19 protein-coding genes, 1 tRNA gene and 1 pseudogene are annotated in these 25,365 nt (G+C 40.7%); 11 read left to right on the top strand and 10 right to left on the bottom strand.

The genetic code is table 11. The features are described 5' to 3' along the window. Nucleotides 1–73 precede the first annotated feature (73 nt). On the bottom strand, nt 74–4,054 hold the full coding sequence (gene putA / locus ABR397_RS02160) for a trifunctional transcriptional regulator/proline dehydrogenase/L-glutamate gamma-semialdehyde dehydrogenase (RefSeq protein WP_350304269.1): 3,981 nt from the start codon (nt 4,052–4,054) through the stop codon (nt 74–76). Between the two features lie 486 nt (nt 4,055–4,540). Between putA and putP the strand changes: the two genes are divergently transcribed. Next, entirely contained in the window at nt 4,541–6,025 is a 1,485-nt protein-coding gene (gene putP / locus ABR397_RS02155; RefSeq protein ID WP_350304268.1) for a sodium/proline symporter PutP, read from the top strand. A 146-nt stretch (nt 6,026–6,171) separates the two neighbouring features. Here the strand turns inward: putP and cycA are convergent, their stop codons facing one another. After that, nucleotides 6,172–7,578: a D-serine/D-alanine/glycine transporter gene (gene cycA / locus ABR397_RS02150; protein WP_350304267.1), complete on the bottom strand. Its 1,407-nt coding sequence runs from the start codon at nt 7,576–7,578 to the stop codon at nt 6,172–6,174. A gap of 254 nt (nt 7,579–7,832) precedes the next feature. On the opposite strand from cycA, the gene ABR397_RS02145 reads away from it, so the two are divergent. Together ABR397_RS02145 and ABR397_RS02140 are read left to right on the top strand one after the other, a co-directional pair. Beyond that, nucleotides 7,833–7,908 (top strand) — tRNA-Lys (locus tag ABR397_RS02145). 177 nt (nt 7,909–8,085) lie between these two features. Further along, nucleotides 8,086–8,508 carry a hypothetical protein gene (locus ABR397_RS02140; protein WP_350304266.1) on the top strand — a complete coding sequence of 141 codons (423 nt, stop codon included), beginning with the start codon at nt 8,086–8,088 and terminating at the stop codon, nt 8,506–8,508. Between the two features lie 134 nt (nt 8,509–8,642). Here ABR397_RS02140 and ABR397_RS02135 read toward each other — a convergent pair. From ABR397_RS02135 to dsdC, 3 genes and pseudogenes are all read right to left on the bottom strand, one after another. Beyond that, a pseudogene (locus tag ABR397_RS02135) lies at nt 8,643–8,720 on the bottom strand (winged helix-turn-helix domain-containing protein); the annotation flags it as partial. Between the two features lie 7 nt (nt 8,721–8,727). After that, entirely contained in the window at nt 8,728–9,267 is a 540-nt protein-coding gene (locus ABR397_RS02130; RefSeq protein WP_350304265.1) for an Ail/Lom family outer membrane beta-barrel protein, read from the bottom strand. Between the two features lie 1,149 nt (nt 9,268–10,416). Further along, nucleotides 10,417–11,355, bottom strand: coding sequence for a DNA-binding transcriptional regulator DsdC (dsdC, locus tag ABR397_RS02125; protein WP_350304264.1), 939 nt, complete (start codon nt 11,353–11,355; stop codon nt 10,417–10,419). Nucleotides 11,356–11,597: 242 nt separating this feature from the next. Here dsdC and dsdX point away from each other — a divergent pair, with 242 nt between their 5' ends. Together dsdX and ABR397_RS02115 are read left to right on the top strand one after the other, a co-directional pair. Beyond that, nucleotides 11,598–12,935 carry a D-serine transporter DsdX gene (dsdX, locus tag ABR397_RS02120; RefSeq protein ID WP_350304263.1) on the top strand — a complete coding sequence of 446 codons (1,338 nt, stop codon included), beginning with the start codon at nt 11,598–11,600 and terminating at the stop codon, nt 12,933–12,935. Between the two features lie 289 nt (nt 12,936–13,224). After that, nucleotides 13,225–14,556 (top strand): D-serine ammonia-lyase, encoded by a 1,332-nt coding sequence (locus ABR397_RS02115; protein WP_350304262.1) that lies wholly within the window; start codon nt 13,225–13,227, stop codon nt 14,554–14,556. A gap of 103 nt (nt 14,557–14,659) precedes the next feature. Here the strand turns inward: ABR397_RS02115 and ABR397_RS02110 are convergent, their stop codons facing one another. After that, nucleotides 14,660–16,381, bottom strand: coding sequence for a phospholipase D-like domain-containing protein (locus ABR397_RS02110; RefSeq protein ID WP_350304261.1), 1,722 nt, complete (start codon nt 16,379–16,381; stop codon nt 14,660–14,662). 498 nt (nt 16,382–16,879) lie between these two features. Here ABR397_RS02110 and ABR397_RS02105 point away from each other — a divergent pair, with 498 nt between their 5' ends. From ABR397_RS02105 to ABR397_RS02095, 3 genes are all read left to right on the top strand, one after another. Next, complete coding sequence (locus ABR397_RS02105; protein WP_350304260.1) at nt 16,880–17,935, top strand: alkene reductase; 1,056 nt, start codon at nt 16,880–16,882, stop codon at nt 17,933–17,935. A 180-nt stretch (nt 17,936–18,115) separates the two neighbouring features. After that, entirely contained in the window at nt 18,116–18,511 is a 396-nt protein-coding gene (locus ABR397_RS02100) for a nuclear transport factor 2 family protein (protein WP_350304259.1), read from the top strand. A gap of 203 nt (nt 18,512–18,714) precedes the next feature. Further along, entirely contained in the window at nt 18,715–19,182 is a 468-nt protein-coding gene (locus ABR397_RS02095; RefSeq protein WP_350304258.1) for an Rrf2 family transcriptional regulator, read from the top strand. A 50-nt stretch (nt 19,183–19,232) separates the two neighbouring features. On the opposite strand, the gene ABR397_RS02090 is transcribed toward ABR397_RS02095, so the two are convergent. Continuing rightward, nucleotides 19,233–20,273: a LacI family DNA-binding transcriptional regulator gene (locus ABR397_RS02090; protein ID WP_350304257.1), complete on the bottom strand. Its 1,041-nt coding sequence runs from the start codon at nt 20,271–20,273 to the stop codon at nt 19,233–19,235. Between the two features lie 241 nt (nt 20,274–20,514). Between ABR397_RS02090 and ABR397_RS02085 the strand changes: the two genes are divergently transcribed. Genes ABR397_RS02085 through ABR397_RS02075 form a run of 3 tightly spaced genes read left to right on the top strand, consistent with a single transcriptional unit; the run spans nt 20,515 to nt 22,545 of the window. Next, on the top strand, nt 20,515–20,958 hold the full coding sequence (locus ABR397_RS02085; RefSeq protein WP_350304256.1) for a PTS sugar transporter subunit IIA: 444 nt from the start codon (nt 20,515–20,517) through the stop codon (nt 20,956–20,958). Nucleotides 20,959–20,988: 30 nt separating this feature from the next. Continuing rightward, nucleotides 20,989–21,276 (top strand): PTS sugar transporter subunit IIB, encoded by a 288-nt coding sequence (locus ABR397_RS02080; protein ID WP_350304255.1) that lies wholly within the window; start codon nt 20,989–20,991, stop codon nt 21,274–21,276. Between the two features lie 12 nt (nt 21,277–21,288). Next, nucleotides 21,289–22,545, top strand: coding sequence for a PTS ascorbate transporter subunit IIC (locus ABR397_RS02075; RefSeq protein WP_350304254.1), 1,257 nt, complete (start codon nt 21,289–21,291; stop codon nt 22,543–22,545). 324 nt (nt 22,546–22,869) lie between these two features. Here ABR397_RS02075 and ABR397_RS02070 read toward each other — a convergent pair whose 3' ends face one another. The 3 genes from ABR397_RS02070 to ABR397_RS02060 all read right to left on the bottom strand — a co-directional run bounded on the left by ABR397_RS02070 (nt 22,870) and on the right by ABR397_RS02060 (nt 24,685). Continuing rightward, nucleotides 22,870–23,565, bottom strand: coding sequence for a helix-turn-helix transcriptional regulator (locus ABR397_RS02070; protein WP_350304253.1), 696 nt, complete (start codon nt 23,563–23,565; stop codon nt 22,870–22,872). Nucleotides 23,566–23,619: 54 nt separating this feature from the next. Beyond that, the gene (locus ABR397_RS02065) at nt 23,620–24,291 is read right to left on the bottom strand and encodes a helix-turn-helix transcriptional regulator (RefSeq protein WP_350304252.1); all 672 of its coding nucleotides are present in this window, start codon (nt 24,289–24,291) and stop codon (nt 23,620–23,622) included. A gap of 70 nt (nt 24,292–24,361) precedes the next feature. Further along, nucleotides 24,362–24,685, bottom strand: coding sequence for a hypothetical protein (locus ABR397_RS02060; protein WP_350304251.1), 324 nt, complete (start codon nt 24,683–24,685; stop codon nt 24,362–24,364). Nucleotides 24,686–25,365 lie beyond the last annotated feature (680 nt).

The following is a 25,365-nucleotide window of genomic DNA, read 5'->3' as shown; positions in this document are numbered from 1 at the left end:
GTATAAACAGCAAAGAGATGTTCAATTTCAGGGGAACACATTTTCAGTGTGTTCCCCTTCGCTTTATCTGGAATTAACCAATAGTCATCAGACTGGCATTGCCCCCTGCCGCGGCAGTGTTGATGCTCAGTGAACGTTCATGCAGCAGACGTTCTAACAGCAGGTTATTTTCTCCACGAGCAAAACCTTGTACTGAGATGATGGCTCCTTTACGTTGGGCGACGTGTTCACAAACCTGACGGAGTTGATCAGAATCGCCGTGGTAAATAACCGCTTCAAATTCCGTCTCTTCACTCTGCCAGTCCCGGACCAGAGTGATTGCTTTACGGACACTATCCGGCAATTGACGGAACAGTTGTTGATGGATTTCATCATTTTGCCACAGTAACTGACAGCCAACGGACAATGTTGCTGCCAGTTGGATTAATGTATCTTGCTGATTATCCGCTAAACATAGTACCTGACCACGAGGGAACAGGGTGTAGGTATTGCGTTCACCTGTTGGTCCCGGCAACAGGCGGGTTGTGCCGCCTTGTGCCAGTAATTTGTACTGCTGAACCAACTGATTTAGTTCTTCATTGTGCTGAGTGGTCACCCATTCTGCCAGTGCATCAAATGGCGCCATCAGCACTGAGCGGGCATGGGCATCCAGCGGATATTCAACATCTTGACGTTCCAGCGTCTGATTAATGGCATTCTGAGGGCGGCAAGAGAGCAGGCGATACAGATAGAGCGGACCACCCGCTTTTGGACCTGTACCGGATAAGCCTTCACCACCGAACGGTTGCACACCAACAACCGCGCCTACCATATTGCGGTTAACATACAGATTACCCACTTTCGCTTTAGAGGTGACTTGTACAATCGTTTCATCAATACGGGTATGTACACCCAGCGTCAGGCCGTAGTTGGAATTGTTAATCTGATCCAGCAACTTATCCAGCTCATTGCGTTTAAAACGGACAACATGCAGAACCGGGCCGAAGATCTCCTGTTTCAATTCATCAAAACTTTCCAGTTCAATCAGTGTCGGTTTAACGAAAGTACCTTGCTCCCACTCTTTACTGTCAGTCACATTGTCTTGCGCTGCTTGATAAATCGCGCGTCCTTTGGTGCGCATTGCCTGAATATGACGATCAATACCGGCTTTGGCTTCAGCGTCAATGACCGGGCCGATATCGGTAGAAAGGCGTTCAGGATTGCCCATCCGGCATTCAGACATTGCGCCTTTCAACATGGTGATAGTGCGTTCTGCCACATCATCCTGAATACAGAGGATGCGCAAGGCTGAACAGCGTTGACCTGCACTGTCAAAAGCAGAGGCGACTACATCAGTAACGACTTGCTCTGTGAGAGCGGAAGAGTCAACAATCATTGCGTTCAGACCACCGGTTTCTGCAATGAGCGGGGTTGGACGCCCTTGTGCGTCAAGCCGTCCGGCAATGTTACGTTGTAACAGGCCAGCCACTTCAGTGGAGCCAGTAAACATCACACCACGTACTCTCTCATCACCAACCAGAAGCGAACCAATGGTTTCACCCCGGCCAGGTAATAATTGCAATACATCATGGGGAATTCCGGCCTGATGCAATATTTTGACCGCCGTCGCTGCAATTAATGGGGTTTGTTCCGCCGGTTTCGCCAACACACTGTTACCGGCAGCCAATGCAGCCGCTATCTGCCCGGTAAAAATGGCTAATGGGAAGTTCCATGGGCTGATACACACAACGGGCCCCAGTGGGCGATGGGTATCATTAGCGAAATCATGGCGGACCTGTCCCGCATAATAATGGAGGAAATCTACTGCTTCGCGTACCTCAGCAATCGCATTATTAAAGGTTTTGCCGGCTTCCCGGGCCAGAATACCCAACAGCGGCTGCATCTGGCTTTCCATCAATTCAGCAGCGCGAACCAGAATTGCTGCACGTTCTGATGGAGGAGTTGCAAACCAGATTGCTCCAGCTTCTGTTGCGGCATCCAGAGCATGAGCGACTTCTTGTTCCGTTGTTTCACGAACATGGCCGACGATATCTAGTGGCGCGGCAGGGTTAATGACAGGCTTGGCAGCAGGCAGCTCACCTTGATGGCAATAATTGCCACCCAGTAGTGGTTCACTGTACCGTTCTTCAGTAGAAGAGCCCAGTAGCGCACTGGAAAGGGAAGCCAGCCGATGTTCGTTGGAAAGATCCAGACCGGCTGAGTTCGCGCGATCTTTGCCATACAGGTCGTGAGGAAGAGGGATTTTCGGATGTGGAAGACCAATTTGCCCTTCGGTTTCGGCTATCTTTTGAACTTTTTTTACCGGATCGGCAACAAGTTCATCCAGCGGCAACGTGGTATCGGCGATACGGTTGACGAAGGAGGTATTAGCACCATTCTCCAGCAAACGACGGACCAAATAGGCCAATAGTGTTTCGTGAGTGCCTACCGGTGCGTAAATACGGCATGGGCGGTTTAATTTTCCATCAGCAATTTTCCCGACCACTTGTTCATACAGTGGTTCTCCCATGCCATGCAAGCATTGGAACTCATATTGACCTGGGTAATAGTTTTGTCCGGCCATATGATAAACAGCAGATAAAGTATGAGCGTTATGAGTAGCGAACTGAGGGTAGATCAGGTTTGGTACTGACAATAGTTTGCGGGCGCAAGCCAGATAGGAAACGTCGGTATAAAGTTTGCGGGTGTAAACCGGATAGCCTTCCAGCCCATCTATTTGCGCACGTTTAATTTCACTATCCCAATAAGCGCCTTTTACCAGTCGCACCATTAGGCGACGACGGCTGCGCTGTGCTAAATCAACAATCGCATCAATAACAAATGGACAGCGTTTTTGATAAGCCTGAATAACGAAGCCAATGCCATTCCAGCCAGCCAATTGTGGTTCGAAACAGAGTTTTTCCAGCAAGTCGAGGGAGATTTCCAGACGATCGGCTTCTTCGGCATCAATATTGATGCCGATATCATATTGGCGGGCTTGTAATGTCAGAGAAAGCAGGCGCGGATACAGCTCGCTCATGACGCGTTCATATTGAGCACGGCTATAACGTGGGTGAAGGGCAGAGAGCTTGATGGAAATCCCAGGTCCTTCATAGATACCGCGGCCGTTGGATGCCTTACCGATAGCATGAATCGCTTGTTGGTAGGAAACCATATAATTCTGAGCATCTTCCTCAGTTAATGCGGCTTCACCCAGCATGTCATAGGAGTAGCGGAACCCTTTTTCTTCCAGTTTACGTGCGCTTGCCAATGCCTGAGCGATAGTTTCACCTGTTACAAACTGCTCACCCATCAGGCGCATCGCCATATCTACGCCTTTACGGACTAATGGCTCACCGCTTTTACTGATAATGCGATTCAGTGAATTGGAGAGTTTGGCTTCGTTGTGGGTAGAAACCAGTTTACCGGTAAATAGCAGGCCCCATGTTGCTGCGTTGACAAACATGGATGAACTTTGACCCAGATGGGAATGCCAGTTGCCATTGCTGATTTTATCGCGGATCAGCGCGTCACGGGTGGCTTTATCTGGAATGCGGAGCAGGGCTTCCGCGAGACACATCAGGGCAACGCCTTCCTGAGATGACAATGAAAATTCCTGCAACAACCCTTGAACCAAACCAGAACGCCCAACACTGTTTTTCTGGTTACGCAATTTTTCTGCAATGCTGTAAGCCAGCTTATGCGTTGCTTGTGCCTGATCTTCCGGTAATTGCGCCTGTTGCAGCAACATTGGCACTGCCTGTGTTTCCGGCAGGCGATAGCCAGCGGTAATTGCAGAACGTTTTACTGATTGAGGCAGGATATGTTCTGCGAAGTCGAGGAAAGGTTGATGAGAAGAGTCTATGACGGTTTCTTCTGCGGTTATCTTCTCTTCTTGAAGATCCTGACTGGCAGATAGCTCAGTGATCTGCTCATCATTTTCAAGACGCTCAAGGTAATTGAAAATAGCTTGTTTAATCAGCCAGTGTGGCGTGCGGTCAATCCGCAGTGCAGCGGCTTTAATGCGATCACGAGTTGCCTCATCAAGCTTCACGCCCATTGTTGTACTACCCATCCTCGCTCCTCAATAGGTAAGGTTTATCTAAGTTACATGATAATATCTGACATGTTGCAACTTTGTGCAACCTTATGCGTATTGCTTGTTTGATTTTTGTGAAATTAATCCAGTTATTATAATTAAGATAGGGTATTTATTTTTGTAACTTTATCTAATTGATATATATTGGTTCGGCATTTTATGGCTAATACCAGTGGGGTAACCATGAAACGGTTAAAAAGTATAACTTTTAAATCAAATAAATGTGATTCAGCAAACGTTTCTTGTAAAAAATGGCGTTAATTAGTTGTTAAATTACCTGGTGCTAATCTAGGATTCATTGTGACTTTCTAATTTGTTACAAAAATAATTATTTCAATTTAAAATTATAAACTATTTTTAGGTGCAATCAGGTGCAACGTTCCTGAACCTGACAGGGAAAACTCTGTGTCCCCAGGAGAACTGCGGCTTTGCAAAACACAGATAACACTATGGAGAACCTGCATGACAGTAAATACACCAATGCTAATCACCTTTATTGTCTACATTACTGGAATGTTGTTGATAGGCTTTTTGGCTTATCGCTCAACCAAAAATTTTGATGACTATATCTTGGGAGGAAGGCGATTAGGTAGCGTGGTAACGGCTTTATCTGCCGGTGCTTCGGATATGAGCGGCTGGTTATTAATGGGTTTGCCTGGCGTAGTTTATTTTGCCGGGGTTTCAGAAAGTTGGATAGCGATTGGCCTTTCTTTAGGCGCTTACCTGAACTGGAAATTAGTTGCGGGCAGGTTACGGATCCAGACGGAAGTCAATAACAATGCGCTGACGCTACCCGATTATTTCACCAGTCGCTTTGAAGATAGCAGTAAGATCCTGCGCATTATTTCCGCATTGGTTATCCTGATCTTCTTTACTATTTATTGTGCTTCTGGCGCTGTTGCCGGAGGATTGTTATTTGAAAGCACTTTCGGTATCAGTTATCAGAAAGCTATGTGGCTTGGTGCCGCGGCAACAATTGCCTATACATTTCTCGGTGGTTTCCTGGCTGTCAGCTGGACGGATACTGTCCAGGCTTCGTTAATGATCTTCGCTCTTATTCTGACCCCGCTTATCGTTATTTTCTCTATCGGCGGTATTGATACTTCTATTGCTTTGATAGCAGCGAAAGACCCCGCTTATTTGGATATGTTTAAGGGGTTGAACTTTATCGCTATTATCTCGCTATTGGGTTGGGGATTAGGTTATTTTGGTCAGCCGCATATTTTGGCGCGTTTTATGGCGGCAGATTCCCATCACACTGTCCGTAAAGCTCGTCGCATCAGTATGACCTGGATGGTGTTATGCCTGGCAGGCACGATTTCTGTCGGTTTCTTTGGTATTGCTTATTTTGAAGTGCATCCTGACTTGGCTGGTCCGGTCACTGCCAATCGTGAGCGTATCTTTATGGAATTGGCAGTTGTTCTGTTTAATCCGTGGATAGCGGGCATTTTATTGTCGGCGATTCTGGCTGCGGTGATGAGTACTCTTAGTTGCCAGTTGCTAGTATGTGCAAGTGCATTGACTGAAGATCTTTATAAGCCCTTTATTCGCAAATCTGCCAGTCAGAAAGAGCTGGTATGGGTGGGGCGTTTTATGGTGCTATTGGTGGCAGCCGTCGCTATGGTAATAGCAACTAATCCTGATAATAAAGTGCTGGCGCTGGTAAGTAATGCCTGGGCTGGATTCGGCGCAGCGTTTGGTCCGGTGGTACTGATCTCTGTTGTCTGGAAGCGTATGACACGCAATGGCGCACTGGCGGGTATGTTGGTGGGTGCAATAACCGTATTGGTGTGGATGAAGTATCAGTGGCTTGCGTTGTATGAAATTATCCCTGGTTTTATCTTTGCTTCTATTGCGATAGTTGTTGTCAGCCTGTTGGGTAAAGCGCCAAGCAGAGAAGCACAACAGCGTTTTATTGATGCTGAAGCGCAATACAAAACTAAGTGATTTAATGTAAGACCAGAAATTGTGAAGGCAAAATGCCTTCACATTAATTTAAGCTTTAAGTTTTTTAGCAATTGCCCCTTATATCGTCGCCCAATCGGGCGGCGATATAAGGGGAGCTAACTATAGATATTAGAAATTTAAATGCGTTAGCTGTATAAGCGAGTTTTGCGTTTTTTTACAATTTGAAAGCCAACAATTAACATCAGAAACCAAACAGGTGTGATGATTAATGCTTGGCGAGTATCATCCCGTAATGTGAGCAATACCAGAACAAATGCAAAAAATGCCAGACAGACCCACGACATAATAATCCCGAGCGGCATTTTATATATTGAAGCCTTATGTAATGCGGGGCGACGTTTCCGGTAAACCAGATATGAACACAGGATCATACTCCAGACAAACATAAACAGAATGGCTGAAACGGTTGTCACCAAGGTAAATACATGCATCACATCAGGAATTAAATAAATCAGCACCACACCGCAGGATAAACATAAACAGGTGAAAATTAATCCTGACGCGGGCACGGAACGGCGTGAAAGGCGGCCGAATTGCTGTGGCGCATCACCTTCTTTTGCCAGTCCAAACAGCATACGGCTGGTGGAGAAAACACCACTATTTGCTGAAGATGCGGCAGAAGTTAATACTACGAAGTTCACGATACTTGCGGCAGCGGGTAAACCAATCAGGACGAACAGCTCAACAAAAGGGCTTTTGTCTGCAATGATTGAACGCCACGGTGTGACTGACATGATAATTATCAGTGCCAGCACGTAGAAGGTGATAATACGAACTGGGATAGCATTAATTGCTCTGGGAAGTGATTTCATTGGGTCTTTAGTTTCTGCGGCGGCGGTACCCACTAATTCAATTCCCACAAAGGCAAATATTGCTATCTGGAACCCGGCGAAAAATCCACTTAACCCTGTTGGAAATAATCCGCCATCATTCCATATATTTGTCAGTGAGGCGGTATGACCCGCAGGGGATTGAAAATGCATACCAATCAAAACCACGCCTATCATAATTAACGCGACAATGGCAACTATTTTTATCATGGCGAACCAGAATTCCATTTCGCCGAACAATTTCACTGTTGCCAGATTTAAGGCCAGCAATAGGGAAACGCAGAGCAGGGAAGTGATCCATTGCGGAAAATCGGGTTGCCAATAGCTGATATATGAGGTGATGGCGACGACATCGGCGATACCGGTAATGACCCAACAGAACCAGTAAGTCCAGCCGACAAAAAAACCTGCCCAGGGCCCCAGTAAATCTGCGGAAAAATCACTGAATGATTTATATTGCAGGTTCGAGAGCAGTAGTTCGCCCATTGCGCGCATAACGAAAAACAACATGAAACCGATAATCATATAAACGAATATAATCGATGGTCCGGCAAGAGAGATGGTTTTCCCTGATCCCATAAACAGACCTGTGCCAATGGCGCCACCGATAGCAATAAGCTGTATATGCCGATTGCTTAGATTGCGTTGTAGTTGTGTTTCCCCGGTTTCAGTGGAAAGCGTAGAGTGTATTTTTTCTGCCATAATAAAAGTGTCCAATATTTTCTTAGGTAAATTGTTACGGCTCTTTAAGTGGCCTTATATGTGATGATGTTTGCGAAAAATATTGTGACACAGATTACTATAATAATAACAGCTTGATCTCACGTTAAAAACAAATTGGTTACAATTTAGCTCATTAGTTAGTACTTTTGGGATTGAATATGAATTATTCGTTTAGCAGAAAGAGTAATAAGATATTGACGGCAGCTTTGTATAGGAGAATAATCGTTCACATTGGGTTGTTAGCTCAGTCGGCAGAGCAGTTGACTCTTAATCAATTGGTCGGGAGTTCGAGCCTCCCACGACCCACCAGATTTAACAAGGACTTACGCTAATATTGTGAGTCCTTTTCTTTTTCAAGGATACCTATAGGATACCCTTTCAAAGTAATAGAAACTATAACGAGTTAATGTAATTGCTGTACAAAACAAGCTGCATACAAGAACAAAAAAGCCTTGAGATTAAAAATGGTTAATATAGGTAAAGAATATGCTGGGATTGCGGTTGAGTAGTTTCATACGTATATGTATATGTATATTTATTTTAGCGATTGTTGTTATTCTTTTTTTTGCATCATTAGCGAATGTTAACTTATCATATACAAAAAGAAATTTTATTTATTATTACGCATTTACCTTTGATGAGATTAAGGGTTTACCTTTAATTTCAAATGATTATATCATATACTATGACTCCCCTGATGGTAACAACACCATGACTAACGAAATTATATTTTCAAATGTAAAATTGAGTCGTCTGGCAGAATTAATAAAACACACTGAAAACATGGGATTTATAAAATACTATGATAAGTATTGGAAAGATGAACGCTGGCGTAAAGATAATACCATTATAAGTATAAAACAAAATGGTACTGAACGTACCATTTTGTTTTTAGTTGAGAAGAACTAAAAGACATTATCTTCTCTTATACCCAAGAAACTTCAAGATGCAGTTTTTAACACCTGAAAATGGTCGTTAATTCTAGACATCAGCGAGTTCGCTATATCAGGTAGCATTGTGGTGAAAAATTTGAATAAATGTATCTGTTTTTCTGCATCGAATTTATGAGGGATACCACAAGGTTTTTTATAAGAAAAACCCTGACGGTGTAGCCATTTATTGCTTAAATTAGAAACGATAGCCGACGCTTATATTGAAGCCATTGGTGGAAATTTTATATTTATCTCCACCGTCTTTGATATCAAAGCGGCTGCCTTCATAACCGGCTGTAATTGATGTATTCGTTGTTGGGTTTATAATAAGTCCGGCTCCCCAACCTAAGGCGTTTTCATTTATCTTTCCATTTATATTATTATCGCTATCGGACCATTTCAGGTTCATTCTGGATAATCCTACCTGACTGTATAAACTAATATAATCGTTAATTCTATAAGTTGGGCCAGTCATCAAAGAATAATACTTAGTATCAATTTTTTGGCGTTCTGCTGTTTCCTTTTCATCTCCTTTAGTAAAGGTAAATGATGATAACACGCCCCATTGATCATCCAATTCATATCGGTAACTCAGGGTCGCGCCATTTAGCGCTTTAATGTCTTGTGGTTTCATATAGGCATACCCGATAGAAGCTGTATGTTGTTCAGCTTGAGCAGGTAAAGTTATTGCAAATACAGAAAAAATAGCGCCACAGCTTAGTAAAAGTTTTTGCATTTAATTACACTCTATATAATTTACAAGTAAAATAATTTATAACTATTTTAATGACTTTCTTGCCAACGGCTATAATAAATATCATAACTTAGACTTTTAGTATATATTTTTTTGGTGAATTTTATATTTTATACGTGATTAACTAACCATTATTATTTTTTCCTGGTGGATAGCAGCAGAGAAGGATGACTTTAATTATCATAAATAATTTTTTTATTGTTGTAATGTTCATCAATTATTAACTGAAAATTCTTTCCTCTTTTCTTGTCAATGAATGAGCTATATTAAAAATTCTTTATTTTTATATAATCAAATAAGGAATTATTTAGGAACATTAAAAGAGTATTAAGCATTTATAGATTAAAAGTATTGAGGTGGTTTTATTGAAGTTGAAATGAGTAAGGCGTAAATAGAAACACTTTATTTAGTTATCTAATAAAATATTTTTTCATTGGATTAAGTTAAATTAATTTTTTATATATAAATCAAATGATTATATTGTTTTATTAACTGCATAAGATGTGATTTATATCTATGAAGTGTTAATGTACATTAGTTTGAATGAAAAAATTGTTTTTTATTTTTGTGGCCTATCCATGGCCATGATACACAGTTTAATTAATATCTTCATCATCATTATTAGATGAAATGAGATCTAAGATAGTAATAGAAACAGGGACTTTTCCTAGAGTTTTTAATAAATTTCTCATAATGTACTCTCCTTTACCTTAACTTTTTTTCCTAAAATTATCGTCATTTTTTACGTAATAAAAAGAATCTAAGATAATCCCTGCAATTCTTAGTATATTTTCTGGTGATACTTTGATGTAGATGATTAAATTAATGTTATGTTGATTCTGTTGTTGGTAAACAGACAAATCTATTCTTGTCTAAATGCAAATAATGTGACTTATATCTACATTAATAATGTGTTAATACGTACTGAATTGAATGAAAAATAGTCTGACATGGCAGTTTATGGGGAAACAATTCTTGCGGGGATATTTATATGCCCGTTTCATGGCTCCCACATACTGTATCGGAAAATGTGAAAACCCAAAAACTAATCGTTAACAGCAAAATCGCCTCCTTTCCCTTTGTCTTGAAGGAGGGGGTTTTTTGGAGGCAGACTGATGATTGGCTATATTTTTATTCGTTTATGGTTGATTTCAGCCATTGAATAAATGCATTGACTTTCTCATTCTGTTGTTGGGGTAGGGTACAGGTATAGTAATACTGTTTGCATAGCACTTCGGTGTTGGGAAATGGCGCGACTAATTCGTTATTTTCAATTTTTTCCCAAATCATATTTTTTCTTCCCATTGCAACACCCGCGTGGTGCATTGCAGCGACGGCAGCTAAGTCAGAGCGATCGAAGACTATACATTTTTGTGATGGGTCCAGTGTAATGTCAAAGCGTTCTGTCCAAGTGTCCCATTCTTTGGTATCAGAATCGTAGCTCCATGCTTGTTTATCATGCAATAGTGTACAATATTGCAGATTATCGATATTTCCCATCAGGTTATGCTTTTCTGCATATTGTAGACTACAGACTGGAGTAATGTATTCACTCATCAGGTATTGATGTGATAGCTCATTAGACATAATATCATCAAAGTAAATCGCAAGATCGATACCATAACCGCGGAAATTCACATTTTCGTTACCGACCAGAATGTTCAAATTGATGGACGGATATAGTTGATTAAAAGTAGCCAATTTGGGAACTAACCAGCATTGAGTAAAAGTAGGGCGGGAGTAAATAGTCAGATTACCCGATAACTCCTGATTTTTTATTTCCAGAATTTCCTGATTCAAATGCTCCAGAGTTGATTTAATTGTCCAAAATAAACGCTTTCCTTCACAAGTTAATTCAATCTTTCTGTGAAAACGTTGGAAAAGTTTGAACCCCAGTTCTTGTTCCAGTGAACTGATTCGATGGCTGACTGCACTGGCGCTGATAGCTAGCTCATCAGCAGCCAGAGCAAAAGAGCAGTGACGGGCCGCTATCTCAAATGTATGCAGTTTTGATAACTGGTTTCCATTGAGTAGCTTATTTACAACCATGAAATTATCATCTGTGTACATATTTATGATGTTTCTGTTTCGTCGACGACGGGATAATGCAACCGTATCATTAAGGCGGTATGTTTCAGATAGTTTTAGTGATTTAAATCTCAAATAAAGTGAAAAATTTGATCTGCATCACTGAATTGGCTCAATCTGGCTCATGCATGACTATGTATTAATCATTTGTCAAAAATTGAATATTCATATTCAATAGTAAAAATGCATGTGATGAGCAGAGGCTAACTGTGAGGAATGATTGAATGGATTCACAACCTTGGGTGATAGGTACGTTACTCACAAGTATTGTGCTAATTGTATTTACGATAATTAAATTAAAAATTCACCCTTTTTTAGCGCTATTGTTGGCAAGTTTTTATGTCGGTGCATTGATGGGAATGAACCCTGTTGAGATGGTAAGTGCCATTGAGAAGGGGATTGGTGGTACGCTGGGTTTTTTGGCTGCGGTGATTGGTTTGGGAACTATTCTTGGTAAGATGATGGAGATATCCGGCGCAGCAGAGCGCATTGGTATCACATTGCAAAAATGCCGATGGCTTTCACCAGACATCATTATGGTACTGATTGGTCTGGTTTGTGGTATTACGCTGTTTGTTGAAGTGGGAGTAGTATTGTTAATCCCACTGGCCTTTTCTATTGCCAGGAAAACCAACACATCACTGTTGAAATTAGCGATCCCATTATGCACAGCGTTGATGGCGGTTCACTGTATTGTTCCTCCACACCCGGCCGCATTATTTGTGACGGATAAACTGGGTGCGGATATTGGTTCAGTCATTGTTTATGGGCTGGTAGTTGCTCTGTTTGCTGCTTTAATTAGCGGCCCATTATTCCAGAAACTTCTCGGTAGCCGTCTGCCTTTTAAATCGGTTTCGGCTGAATTTTCTGAAATTAAAGTTCACAAGGAAGAAGATTTACCCTCTTTAGGCATGACATTATTTACTGTGTTATTGCCAATTGGTTTAATGCTGATTAAAACGGCTGCCGAATTAAATATGGAAAAAGGCACCACTTTTTATACGGTGTTGGAATTTATCGGCAACCCTATTACAGCCATGTTTATTGCCGCGTTTGTTGCCTATTACACTTTGGGCATCAGGCAAAATATGGGCATGAGTACACTGTTGACGAAGACAGAAGATTGTTTCTCCTCTATCGCTAATATCTTATTGATTATCGGCGCAGGCGGAGCATTCAATTGCATTCTGAAAGCAAGTGGGCTTAGTGATACGCTGGCCGTTATTTTGTCGGGCCTGGATATGAATCCAATTTTTTTATCTTGGTTGGTTGCTATTATTTTGCATGCAGCGGTTGGTTCAGCAACTGTAGCAATGATGGGTGCAACAGCGATTGTTTCACCAATATTGCCGTTATATCCGGATATCAGCCCTGAAATTATTGCGTTAGCTATTGGTTCCGGAGCTATCGGCTGTACTATTGTAACTGATTCGCTGTTTTGGTTGGTTAAGCAGTATTGTGGTGCAACGCTCAGTGAAACTTTTAAATACTATACAACCGCAACATTTATTGCATCTATTGTTGCGTTGGCTGGGACATTTCTTCTTTCTACCATCGTGTAATGAGAGGGAAGAATAGTTCAGCCTTGAAAAATAAGAATAAGAAGTGCGAATGTGTCAGTACCAGGGAAGCCTATAAAATAGGCAGCTTTATAGCTAAAATAATAAAAAATAAATAGTAACCGTAGTAATCAAAATAAGGGGAAGATAAAAAATAGATAAACTGTGATGTGCTGATGTTTTGTAGAAAATCGTAGTAAACATAACATATTGAATATAATAATTTTAATAATTAAAAAAGTAAGAGTTTTTTTATATACCAGGGAAACACCAATCTTGGGTTAACACATAAATGAAAAGTACTGAAATTCAACAATTACTAAATGAGTATCCGTTAGTAAAAAATTTAATGGAATTGGAGGAAATATTTTGGTTTAACCCTTGTAACACTACTTTTAAAGAGGGATTACCTTTCGTGGGTTTGGATGCTAATGATGTCGGGGATGCTGAAGCACGCCTGAATCGTTTTGCACCTTATTTATGTAAAGCTTTCCCAGAAACAGAAGCCACACATGGCATTATTGAATCAGAGATAGTCGCTATTCCTGCGATGCAGAAAACACTGGAGCAACATTATGGTGTGGATATCGCAGGAAAAGTTTTGCTCAAAAAAGATAGTCACTTGCCCATTTCTGGTTCGATTAAAGCCCGTGGTGGAATTTATGAAGTATTAACTCACGCGGAAAAATTAGCATTACAAGCTGGTTTGCTTTCTGAAGATGATGATTACAGCAAACTGTTTTCAGAAGAGTTCAGGCAGTTTTTTAATCAATACAGCATTGCGGTAGGTTCCACCGGTAATTTGGGGTTATCCATAGGTATTATCAGTGCGAAGCTGGGTTTTAATGTCAGTGTGCACATGTCTGCCGATGCCCGTGAATGGAAAAAGCAAAAGCTACGTTCACATGGGGTTAATGTCGTGGAATATCAACAAGATTATGGGGTGGCCGTGGCCCAGGGCCGTAAAGAAGCGGAATCTAATCCCAATTGTTTCTTTATCGACGATGAAAACTCCCAAACGTTATTTCTGGGGTATTCTGTAGCGGGGGCACGGGTAAAAGCGCAGCTTGAGCAAATGAATATGGTCGTTGATGAAGATCATCCGTTATTCGTTTATCTGCCATGCGGTGTTGGTGGTGGTCCTGGCGGTGTCGCGTTCGGATTAAAACTGGCTTTTGGTGATCATGCGCATTGCATTTTTGCTGAACCCACCCATTCCCCCTGTATGTTGTTGGGTGTATATACCGGTCTGCACGACAATATTTGTGTACAGGATATTGGTATCGACAATATTACTGCTGCTGATGGTCTTGCGGTAGGAAGGGCTTCCGGCTTTGTTGGGCGTGCTATGGAACGTTTGCTGGATGGTTTTTATACCGTTCATGATCAGGAAATGTATAATCTGTTGGGCTTACTTAATCGTGATGAGGGTATCCGATTGGAGCCTTCGGCGTTAGTTGGGATGGCTGGCCCTGCTCGTGTTAGCGGAAACCTTGATTACCTGAATAGTAAAAACCTTTCGGTGGACAAAATGAAGCAGGCTACACATCTGGTTTGGGCAACCGGCGGTGGTATGGTGCCTGATGATGAAATGACAAAATACCTGGATGCAGCCAAAATCTAATCGTTTAGTTTCCTACTCTCTCTGAAAAGTCATCTTCTTAATGTTTTTCCAGTTATATTCCCGCGTATTTGGCGGGAATATATCAGTACACTTGTTGCTTACATCAAACATTTTTGTAATTAAATGAATGTTTTCCTGAGTATTTCCACAACGGTTCCCAGTAGGATTTTATGAAAGTTTTCACCGCATCTTCTCCCTCAATAAGATAGTTGAACTCCGAAAGATAACCCGGATAGAGATTATCAGAACCAACCACGTAGAGTTCATCATCAATTATTGTTACTTTTGCATGATTCCCAGGAGCAGGGGGAACTTTGGGATATACCGGACCACTTGCTTTAATTAAGGATCGGAATGGGCGTCCTATCGCACCTATTTGTGGAGGTCTTTCAGAAAGAGACGGTTCTTTTAGCGTAGCGGTATAAGAATTTTCATCTGGGGTTGGCCATTTGTATGTAGTACCTTCAATCAAAAGATCTTCAGGGACTTTGTCTGTAAAGAAAAAAGGGGCAACCTCTATTCTTTTCAGTGCGGCTTGCCTGATTCCATCCGGATCTTCTAGCTTCTTATCGGTATGCTCATCATGTGTTAAATAGTATTTAAATATTTCAAACGTTCTTTTGGCTCCAGAACCAAAAGAATATTGATCACCAGCAGCACCTGCTGCTGCATCAAGTGGCGATACAACAATTTGAACTTCCAGCTCGGGGTTGGAAAGAAGTGCTTCGATCAACCATCGGCACACATGATGATCTCGCCATTGTTTTTTCCATGCACTGACAAGATCCTGTTGGGACATGCGAATTTTCTTCTTTGCATTCTTTATTATAAACTCTTTCATTATTTCAGAGCCTTTTTTATAATCCGTTCGCATATCAGGCCCAGACCAATATTTACCTACGGATAATATCCTGCTTGTTTTCTTATATTCTGGGTCCTTAGGTGGATTTTTTAGGTTCTCTTCTTCTTTTCTATCGATATATTCAGTAACGCGCTCTTTTTTTAATGGATCTTCCGGACTTCCCACAAGACCATTTGCATTAACCCATCTATTTTCATCTATATCAAAGAATTCTTTAGTTAAGAGGTCTGTATCTGTTTCCCACATGTTATTTAAAAATAATTGTGAGCTTAATGATGCTGTTCCTATAACTTTAACAGAGACATCATGAACTGGAGGGTAATTTCTAAAAAGATCCATATTTAAATTATGGCCGCCGACAAATGACTCAATTCCATCAACTGCGATAATTTTTGTATGATTCCATGTCATTCTGGTATCATCTTCTGGAAACATTTCCTCTGGTAGTACTTTTTTCTCTAATGATACTTTGAGTCCGTCTACTATCCTGTAAAACCGACCAATCCATATTTCAGGTATACACTCCCAATGATCTCTCCTTTCTTGAATTAATTTAATAATATCATTCTTCAATGCCAAATATTCAGGGGTACCTTCAAAGTATGAATTCACACCGTTTAACAAAGATGTCGGTGTTTGAGCGAATAAGAACCTTATCTGAGTTCTGTCCTTCCTGTTGATTTTTTTGGTAAATGCGCTATCAATAGCTGATAGGATAACTTTTCTCCACTCTGCATCCGGGGCATTTAAGGAGGAAATATCACAGCGATAACGCATGTTTTCCAGAATGCTTACAATAGCATCTTCAAATTCCGCTGCCCTTTTAACAGCCTGTGGCATTATCTCTTTTCCAAAAGGAAGCCCCCATATTTTGGGAGTATCAAATATTTTTACATAGTTGATTCCACTTGTTTTATTAAAGTAACCGTCCAGTTTTTTTTGTAAATCATCTAATAAATTCATATGGTTATCCTCCTCGTAACAATTTTCTTACATATCAATCGACAACCTGCCAGCATCAGGCAAGCCATTTGTAATCATAGCTAATTTTTGAGGGGGGAGTGCTAAAAAAGATAAAATTGGGTTGGCATACAACTGCTCATCTGAGTCAATAGTCCGGAGAGGTTCTGCCGGTCATGACGCCGTGAATTTCAGCTATTTGAGAATTACAGTTAATGTGAGTCAAAAATCACGATAAACGTGGACTCAAACGCAGGTTATTAATTGTTGTGTCATAGCACTATCATCTGGCAGATATCCTGACATCTGATATCAGATCCCTCTTGTTTAATGTAACTGTGTAAGTTACATTAATTCATATCGGCGGATCCCCTGTTACTAAGGGTTTGAGAATGAATACATTCCCTGACCGATGTTGTTTGCTGGTGGTATTACCTGGTTATGTACCTAGTAATGATTTACAACGAAGTGCATTTATTTAGTCTATATGAGAGAAAAAATATGCCTACACTTTTTGACCCAATTCGCATTGGTGATCTTGACTTGCCGAATCGTATCATTATGGCGCCTCTGACACGTAGCCGTGCAGTGGGAGAAGGACGTATCCCCAATGCTCTGATGGTGGAATATTATGTTCAGCGCGTATCTGCTGGTTTGATTATCAGTGAAGCGACTTCAGTGACGCCACAGGGTGTGGGTTACGCTGATACTCCTGGCATTTGGTCAGACGAACAAGTTGCTGGGTGGCGGTTAGTGACGGATGCGGTACATGCTGCCGGTGGGCGTATTTTCATGCAGCTTTGGCATGTGGGGCGGGTATCGGATCCCATTTTTCTTAATGGAGAACAACCAGTGGCCCCAAGTGCGATTGCAGTTGATGGTCATGTCAGCTTATTACGCCCAAAACGCCCCTTTGTGGTTCCTCGGGCTCTGGAATCTGATGAAATTCCCGGCATTGTTGAGATGTTCAGACGCGGAGCGGAAAATGCGAAGGTGGCAGGATTTGATGGCGTGGAAATACATGGCGCCAATGGCTATTTGCTCGATCAATTTTTGCAAGATAATGCTAATCAGCGTACGGATCAGTACGGCGGTTCAGTAGAAAACCGGGCCCGGTTGCTGCTTGAAGTAACAGATGCTTGTATTTCAGTCTGGGGAGCATCTCGCGTTGGTATGCATTTGTCACCACGTGGTGGTTATTACTCCATGGCGGATTCCAATCCTATGGTGACTTTCGGATATGTCGCGCGTGAACTGGGTAAACGTGGCATTGCTTTCATTTTCTCGCGTGATCCTGTTATTGACGGTGATCTAGGCAAGATGATAAAAGAAGCCTTTGGGTCAACCTATATTGCCAATGAGGGGCTGACAAGAGAGAGTGCTACACAAGCGCTTGCTGACGGTAGGGCTGATGCGGTGGCTTTCGGTCACTTTTTCATCTCTAATCCAGACTTACCTTATCGGCTTTTAGTTGCAGCGCCATTTAACGAACAACAACCGGAAACCTTTATGGTGCCTGGGCCTGTGGGCTATACCGATTATCCTGTGCTTACCTAGGTAAGGGGATATCTTACCCGCAATGGATAGCCTAAGATGAAAGATGTTCGGGTTATTTTCCGGGGATGTAAATTAAAAGTTCTATAGAATTTTTACTGAACATCCCAGAATATCAGGTCGGCTCGTTTGACCAGAGGCGACCTTATTATCAACGTGGGGTAATTTGAAGGAGAAGTATCAATGTCAGATTCATTAAATATATCTATTGTTCGTCGTTTTTACGATTCTATGGGTGATGTCGATATTCTTCGCCAGATCATGGGGAGTGATGTTGTTTGGGATATTACCGAAGGTTCCCGATATAGTGGGATTTATGAAGGCATTGAAGACATATTAAACAATTTTTTTGTGCCGCTTTTTAACGATACTGATGAATTCGTTGCAGATGGCTCTGAATATTTCGAGTCAGGTGATCATGTCATTGTGTTGGGGAATTACTTGGGACGAATAAAGAAAGGCAAACGATTTATTGCTCGTTTTGTTCACATATGGACAGTACGGGATGGTCAGTTAATTAAATTACAGCAGGTTGCCGATACTCTTCAGATTGAACGCGCCCATGCAGATCGTATTTAACCTGATATATCAAGCTCGTCGCACTAGCTAAACCAGATAATGATATGTGGTGACAGATCGGGAGGAGCAGGAATGTTAATCAGACAGATTGACATCCTGAATTTCACTATTTACTATGCGGCGAAGTTAGTGACATATCATATAACTTTTTTCTTATTTTCTGCTATTCTCAATGACATCCTTAAGATATACAGGGTTTTCCAGTGCCGACATCTACCCGTTTTGCCGTGGCTATTCATATTCTCACTGATATTGCGCTTCATCATGGTCAAGCTGTACGCTCCGAAGATATCGCAAAAAGTGTGAATACTAATCCGACTGTCGTTCGCCGGCTTTTGGGTGCCCTTGCCGAAGCCGGGTTGACCTATTCGCAAATGGGTCAGGGCGGGGGAGCGTTACTGGCTCGGCCACCGGAGCAGGTCTCATTGCTGGATGTTTATCGTACAGTTGAAGATCCATTATATTTCACGTTACACCGTTCCAAACCCAATCCCAAATGTTATATCGGACATAATATCACTCCGGTTTTAGAAGATGAGTTCTTGCGTATTACCTGTGTATTGGAAGCTACCCTGGCTGAAACGACAATTGCTGACATAGTTAATCGGGTTGAAGATTGCGCGGGTTTTCCTTTTAAGCCACATGATCTAAGTTGTCGGCAGATTAAATAATTAGCGCTTTTATAGGCTCTTGTGGCAGTTTACTGGGATTTTCAACTCCGTTAAGTACTTTGTCTTGGTTCAAACTTATACGAAAACAGATGATATTGATTATTTTGATATTCTGGCTCATCTTCATCCTGTTTATTAAGCAGTTTTACCAGCCATTTTCCTGTGTCCTTTCCTATTTTGGGATAGTCAATGCGGATTGATGTCAGTGTTGGCTGTGTGTGATCGCAGTTATCAGAGCCTTCCAGGCAGGCAACAGCCAGATCAGCCGGTATTTTAAGCAGACGACGCTGACATTCAAACATGACTCCTAAGGCAATCACTTCATGGCTGCAAATCACGCCTTGCAATTCCGGTTGACGTAATAACATTTCAGCGATTGCCTGACAACCAAATTGCATACTGGCAGCATCCGGTGTCGTGATATTTTGGTCTGTGTTCTGATAGTGATGCAACATGGCTTTATTCCAGCCATTAATTTGCTGATTTTGCAAACGATTATCCATCTGTGCGCCAATATAACCAATATGCTTCCGGCCTTTATTCAGCATATGTTCAGTCAGGGTATAAGCTGCTGCGGAAAAATCCGTTTCTATATTGATTGTTGTTTGTTGTTGATGAGATCCCGCGACATTGATAATCGGGATATTGATATGAGAAATGTTGTTATAGATTTTATCTACCAGTTGAGAACCGAAGATAACCAATGCAGCTGCGTTGCTTTGCAGCAATGTCATGATAATTTCGGCTTCTTTATTGCGGTTATATTCATGACATCCGAGTAAAACTTGGAAGGCATGTTTATTCAGCACCTGTTGCAGGGATTGTATAAATGTGGCGCTGGCTCTATCTGTCAGAGATGGAACAAGAACCGCGATAATATTGCTTTGGCCTGAGGCAAGTACGCCGGCAGCGCCATTGGGGATATAGCCTAATGCCTGTATGGCCCGTTCAATTTTTTCCCGTAATTTATCCGATACCATTTCTGGCGTTCTCAATGCACGAGAAACCGTCATTGAACCGACGCCGGCATACTTAGCAACATCTTGTAATGTTACTCGCCCTGTATTACGGCGTTTTCGTGTCTTTTCCATCAATATTTTTCTTTTTTTAACTAACGGCTATGAATTTGACGGTGGGATTCTACCTTATCTCAGGCAAGTCGTGGGAAAAAACCATGACGTGTTTTTTACATTCAGGTAAATCGATCAGGTAACAAATGATAGTGCTATCACAATAATGAATTGCAATGATAGATAGCGCTACCATTTGTGACTAATATCACTGGGTAGAAAACCGGGGATAGAAAGCGGAATGTAATTTCAGGAGAAGCTGATGCTAAAAACTTTACTCACCAGTGATGTGATCCAAATTATCTCTAACGCGAAAGACTGGCGCGAAGCTATTGCTATTGCTTGCCAGCCTCTGGTGGAGAATAGTTCAATCTCACTGCGTTATATTGATGCTATTTATTGCTCTCATGAGGCCATTGGGCCCTATTACGTTGTTGGCCCGGGAATTGCCATGCCACATGCCAGACCTGAGGAAGGTGTCAATAAGCTGTCTTTAGCATTAACCGTTATTAGTAAAGGTGTTGAGTTTGGTTCTGAAGAAAATGATCCGGTCAAACTGTTGATTGTCTTGGCCGCGATTGACAGCAATAGCCATATTGAAGTGATTTCTCAACTTGCTGCACTATTTGATAATCAACAAGATACAGCGTTGCTGATGGAGGCTAAAAGTAAAGAAGAGATTCTTGCTGTTATTAACAGATACTAATTCGTTATTTTTTTGCTATGGGAAAACAGTATGAAAATTACAGTCGTTTGTGGAAATGGGCTAGGTACCAGCCTGATGATGGAAATGAGCATTAAAAATATTCTGAAAGAGATGGGGATAGATGCCAGCGTTGATCATGTTGATCTGGGTTCAGCAAAAGCAACTCAAAGCGATATTTTTGTTGGTACTAAAGATATTGCAGAACAACTGGTTGCTCAGGCAGTTGATGGCAAAATTGTTGCGCTGGACAATATGGTGGATAAAGCTGCAATGAAAGCGCGTCTGTCCGTGGCGTTAGCCGAATTTGGTGCGTTGTAACCGGAGGCTGTCATGGAATTCTTCCATTTTCTGATGAGTGATGTATTGTCAGAACCTGCGATTTTAGTGGGATTTATCGCGCTTATTGGTCTGGTCGCGCAAAAAAAGCCGGTGACTGAATGTATCAAAGGTACCATAAAAACCATTATGGGTTTTGTGATCTTGGGGGCTGGGGCCGGATTAATTGTCTCTTCATTGGGAGACTTTGCTGCAATTTTCCAACATGCTTTTGGCATTCAGGGGGTAGTGCCAAACAACGAAGCGATTGTTGCCATTGCGCAGAAAAGTTTTGGCAAAGAAATGGCAATGATTATGTTCTTTGCTATGGTGATCAATATCTTGATTGCCCGTTTTACCCCGTGGAAATTCATCTTCCTGACAGGGCATCACACACTATTTATGTCCATGATGGCCGCGGTCATTCTGGCAACCGCAGGGATCAACGGAACTATGTTGGTGGTTATTGGTTCTGTGGTTGTTGGGATTGCTATGGTTTTCTTTCCGGCGATCGCTCATCAGTATATGAAGAAAGTGACAGGTTCCGACGACGTTGCCATTGGGCATTTTTCCACGCTCTCCTATGTTTTGTCCGGTTTTATTGGCAGTAAACTGGGTAACAAAGAGCACTCAACGGAAGAGATGAATGTACCGAAAAGCTTGCTGTTCCTGCGTGATACACCAGTTGCTATCTCTTTCACGATGGCAATTATTTTCATGGTCACTTGCTTGTTTGCTGGTGGTGATTTTGTGAGAGAAGTCAGTGGCGGAAAAAATGGGTTTATGTTTTCGCTAATGCAATCTATTACCTTTGCCGCAGGTGTATATATCATACTGCAAGGTGTGAGAATGGTGATTGCAGAAATTGTCCCCGCGTTTAAAGGAATTTCTGACAAATTAGTTCCGAATGCTAAACCTGCTTTGGATTGTCCGGTTGTATTCCCTTACGCGCCTAATGCGGTATTAGTTGGTTTCCTGAGCAGTTTTATTGCCGGTATCATCGGTATGTTTATATTGTATATATTGGGTATGACGGTAATTATTCCCGGTGTTGTACCACATTTCTTCGTTGGAGCTGCGGCTGGGGTTTTCGGTAATGCGACGGGCGGTCGCAGAGGTGCTATTCTCGGTGCTTTTGCTCAAGGCTTGCTGATAACTTTTCTGCCTGTATTCCTGTTACCTGTTTTGGGGGATATCGGTATTGCTAACACGACATTCAGTGACGCTGATTTTGGCGTATTGGGAATTCTGTTGGGAGTTATTGTTCGTTGATTGAAATATCGGGATTTTGGGGTTGATACAGAGTTACAGATGCCCTGTCTCGATCTCTTTTACCTAAAATATTAATGCAAACCATTTGACCATAATAAGCATTCAATCAATGCTGATGCTGGTCGAATGGTTTCTTAGTTTTCTAAAAGTCTTTAACAAAAGAAACGAGGGAGTAAACATTCAGAAAAGTGATGATTTAGTCTCGTATTAAGCCCTTTATTTTTATTTATAAAATTGTTTTCCATATATCAGGTTAAGGGGAATTTTAAACACAACGCAGGTTAATTAAACAAGCAAACATAAACATATAATAAAATCAATTACTTATAATAAAATATGGCCTATAGACTGAAGGTATTTGGTGGGAATATAAAGATCATAACCATTCTCTTTGCAAAGTGTTCTTAATTCAATAGCTGAGTTAACTGATAGTTTCTCATAGATACTTTCGAAATATTTTTCCACAGTGCGATATGAAATTTTCATTTCGTCAGCAATATACTTATTGCTGACGCCACGGCAGAATAAAAAAATTATTACCCATTCTTTCTCTTTCAAAATATCGTTTGGTGGCTGAAATATAATCGATATAGGAATATCATTCTCCATATAATGAGACACGGTAAAGTTATGTATTTCTCTGGCGTGAGAAATTACGCCAATACACTGATTATTTTCATCCATTAGTGGGTATTTATTACAAAAATAGGATATAAATTGTTCGTTTTTGTTTGGAGAATAAGTGGTAAGAGATGATATTCGCTGCATATACTGTAAGACCTTACGATCATGTTCCTCAAAAAGGTGAGTAAATTTATTAACTGGTGTTAGTAATTCTTTATCGGTATATCCGATAACATTAAAATTTTCAGCTAAGTTATTGAATTTAAGAAATATTGCATTTGCATAAATAAAACGGAATTCCTTATCTTTTACAAACCACGGTTCTGAGCTTTTATCCCACATATTAGTTAACTGAGGAGTAATAAAAGGGACTTTTTTACATCCTGATTGACTCATATTTGACCTTTATAACATTATTACCTTATAAAAATTTGAATAAATAGACGACATTTATAAGTAAGACAATAAAAACCTTTTTGGTGCATAGAGATCAAAACTATTTAGCCGGCAATATTCCTCCAGTTGTGAATCTGAACTAACGTCCAATTTATCATAAATCTTTTTTATGTATCTATCTATGGTTTTATCAGCAATATTAAGTAATTTGCTGATTTGTTTCCTGCTATATTTTTGCAGAAAAAGGAAGACTACCTCCCATTCTCGCTCAGTAAGGAGGTGAGTTGGCGATTGAAATATAATAGAAGCGGGTAGTTTGTTATGGAATAGCCGAGTTAGTGAGTTATCCTGAACTTTCCAGGCATGGAGAAGGATGCCGATACATTCGTTTTTATCATCATAGAGTGGAAATTTTTCCTGGAAATAAGATGATAGAACTTTATCTCGTCCAAATACATGTGTTTCTAATGATAAAACACTTTCTTCATTTTCTATTACTTTTAAATCATGTTTAATAAAATCTTCGGAAAATTCATTGCCTTTCCAGGGAATATCACTATCATATTTACCTTCATAATCATAATTGTTGTCTATATTCTGAAGTTTAATTAATGCATCATTACCATAGAGAAAAGAGGAAGATTTATCTTTTATTCCCCACGGCTCGTTGCTGATTTCCAAGGTGTTTATTATTTGTAACGAAATAGTCGAATTTTTTCTAGTCATATTTATTTTTATATAATATATTATGAATATTCTGTGCTCAGCATTAATTTCTCACTGATACTTTTTTCATCTAATGAGCGAAGGGTGAGAAAAAGAACTTCCCACTAGTTTGTGTCAATGTTTCCATTGAAGTTACTTTTCGCATAGTTTGAATAATTTTTTGATCCTGATGGTAATATTCTTCTTCATATTCTGCAATAGGCGAGGGTGATTCATCTGTTGAAATCCTTGTAATATCAAAGTTTTCAGGTAAATTGAGTCGTTGGTAAAAGGCAGGATTGACATAGATAAATTTTGACTGGCAATCTTTAGCTCTCCAAGGTTCATTACTTCTTTCCCACATGTAAACTAATTGCGGAGTGATATTATTTGGTTTGCTTCTTATATTTGACATGGCAACTCCTTAATTATCATTTAAGTAATTATTGGAAGCGTTTTTAATGATTCTAATTAAAATAACCTGATTATATAACATATTGCAATAGTTAGTTCGTTAAAAAATAAGATTTTTTATTTTTACCTGTACGTGTTAATTAAATGATTTATTATTTGATGTAAAAATACTTTTATGCAGGGGATATAGCCATTGGTACTTTTGACGAAAAAAACTCATGTCAGGTTGCGCTATACTGAGATGGCGGATCAGGAGATCAATTGTTCGGTTTGCTGAAATCAACACGGGACCGGTATGAAGATTTATCGGGGTTCTGCAACACAACAATGATTGTTTTCAATAACCTATTCCTTGGCATAGATATCATTAGACAGATTAAGAATAGCTGTAGGGTAGGATGAAACTGTATCTATCTTATTGTTTTAAATGAAAAATAAAAGAGAAAATAACATGTGGCCTTTAAACGTGCGAGTACACTCGCAAATTATATTTTTGCGTAAATAATTAGCTGAAAAGGGGGATAATGAGTCATAATGTATGGGTTTTAAAGATACCACTTGGCAGTGAAGGGCATTATTATGGCGACATGGGTAAAATTGGACAACGATTTAAAAAATCTAATTTCGTATCTGGCTGGTGTACTGCATCGTTTTGCACAAAGGAACATGTGTTAGTGTGAC

This window comes from Photorhabdus viridis, assembly GCF_040256935.1.
Taxonomy (GTDB): Bacteria; Pseudomonadota; Gammaproteobacteria; order Enterobacterales; family Enterobacteriaceae; genus Photorhabdus; species Photorhabdus viridis.
Note: the sequence above shows the minus strand (reverse complement) of the source record. Positions and strands in the feature narration are given on the sequence as shown.

What these genes read in the sequence shown, in the direction of transcription:
- putA (WP_350304269.1), bottom strand. Translation starts at nt 4,054, where the DNA reads ATGGGTAGTACAACAATGGGCGTGAAGCTTGATGAGGCAACTCGTGAT.
- putP (WP_350304268.1), top strand. Translation starts at nt 4,541, where the DNA reads ATGACAGTAAATACACCAATGCTAATCACCTTTATTGTCTACATTACT.
- cycA (WP_350304267.1), bottom strand. Translation starts at nt 7,578, where the DNA reads ATGGCAGAAAAAATACACTCTACGCTTTCCACTGAAACCGGGGAAACA.
- ABR397_RS02140 (WP_350304266.1), top strand. Translation starts at nt 8,086, where the DNA reads ATGCTGGGATTGCGGTTGAGTAGTTTCATACGTATATGTATATGTATA.
- ABR397_RS02130 (WP_350304265.1), bottom strand. Translation starts at nt 9,267, where the DNA reads ATGCAAAAACTTTTACTAAGCTGTGGCGCTATTTTTTCTGTATTTGCA.
- dsdC (WP_350304264.1), bottom strand. Translation starts at nt 11,355, where the DNA reads ATGTACACAGATGATAATTTCATGGTTGTAAATAAGCTACTCAATGGA.
- dsdX (WP_350304263.1), top strand. Translation starts at nt 11,598, where the DNA reads ATGGATTCACAACCTTGGGTGATAGGTACGTTACTCACAAGTATTGTG.
- ABR397_RS02115 (WP_350304262.1), top strand. Translation starts at nt 13,225, where the DNA reads ATGAAAAGTACTGAAATTCAACAATTACTAAATGAGTATCCGTTAGTA.
- ABR397_RS02110 (WP_350304261.1), bottom strand. Translation starts at nt 16,381, where the DNA reads ATGAATTTATTAGATGATTTACAAAAAAAACTGGACGGTTACTTTAAT.
- ABR397_RS02105 (WP_350304260.1), top strand. Translation starts at nt 16,880, where the DNA reads ATGCCTACACTTTTTGACCCAATTCGCATTGGTGATCTTGACTTGCCG.
- ABR397_RS02100 (WP_350304259.1), top strand. Translation starts at nt 18,116, where the DNA reads ATGTCAGATTCATTAAATATATCTATTGTTCGTCGTTTTTACGATTCT.
- ABR397_RS02090 (WP_350304257.1), bottom strand. Translation starts at nt 20,273, where the DNA reads ATGGAAAAGACACGAAAACGCCGTAATACAGGGCGAGTAACATTACAA.
- ABR397_RS02085 (WP_350304256.1), top strand. Translation starts at nt 20,515, where the DNA reads ATGCTAAAAACTTTACTCACCAGTGATGTGATCCAAATTATCTCTAAC.
- ABR397_RS02080 (WP_350304255.1), top strand. Translation starts at nt 20,989, where the DNA reads ATGAAAATTACAGTCGTTTGTGGAAATGGGCTAGGTACCAGCCTGATG.
- ABR397_RS02075 (WP_350304254.1), top strand. Translation starts at nt 21,289, where the DNA reads ATGGAATTCTTCCATTTTCTGATGAGTGATGTATTGTCAGAACCTGCG.
- ABR397_RS02070 (WP_350304253.1), bottom strand. Translation starts at nt 23,565, where the DNA reads ATGAGTCAATCAGGATGTAAAAAAGTCCCTTTTATTACTCCTCAGTTA.
- ABR397_RS02065 (WP_350304252.1), bottom strand. Translation starts at nt 24,291, where the DNA reads ATGACTAGAAAAAATTCGACTATTTCGTTACAAATAATAAACACCTTG.
- ABR397_RS02060 (WP_350304251.1), bottom strand. Translation starts at nt 24,685, where the DNA reads ATGTCAAATATAAGAAGCAAACCAAATAATATCACTCCGCAATTAGTT.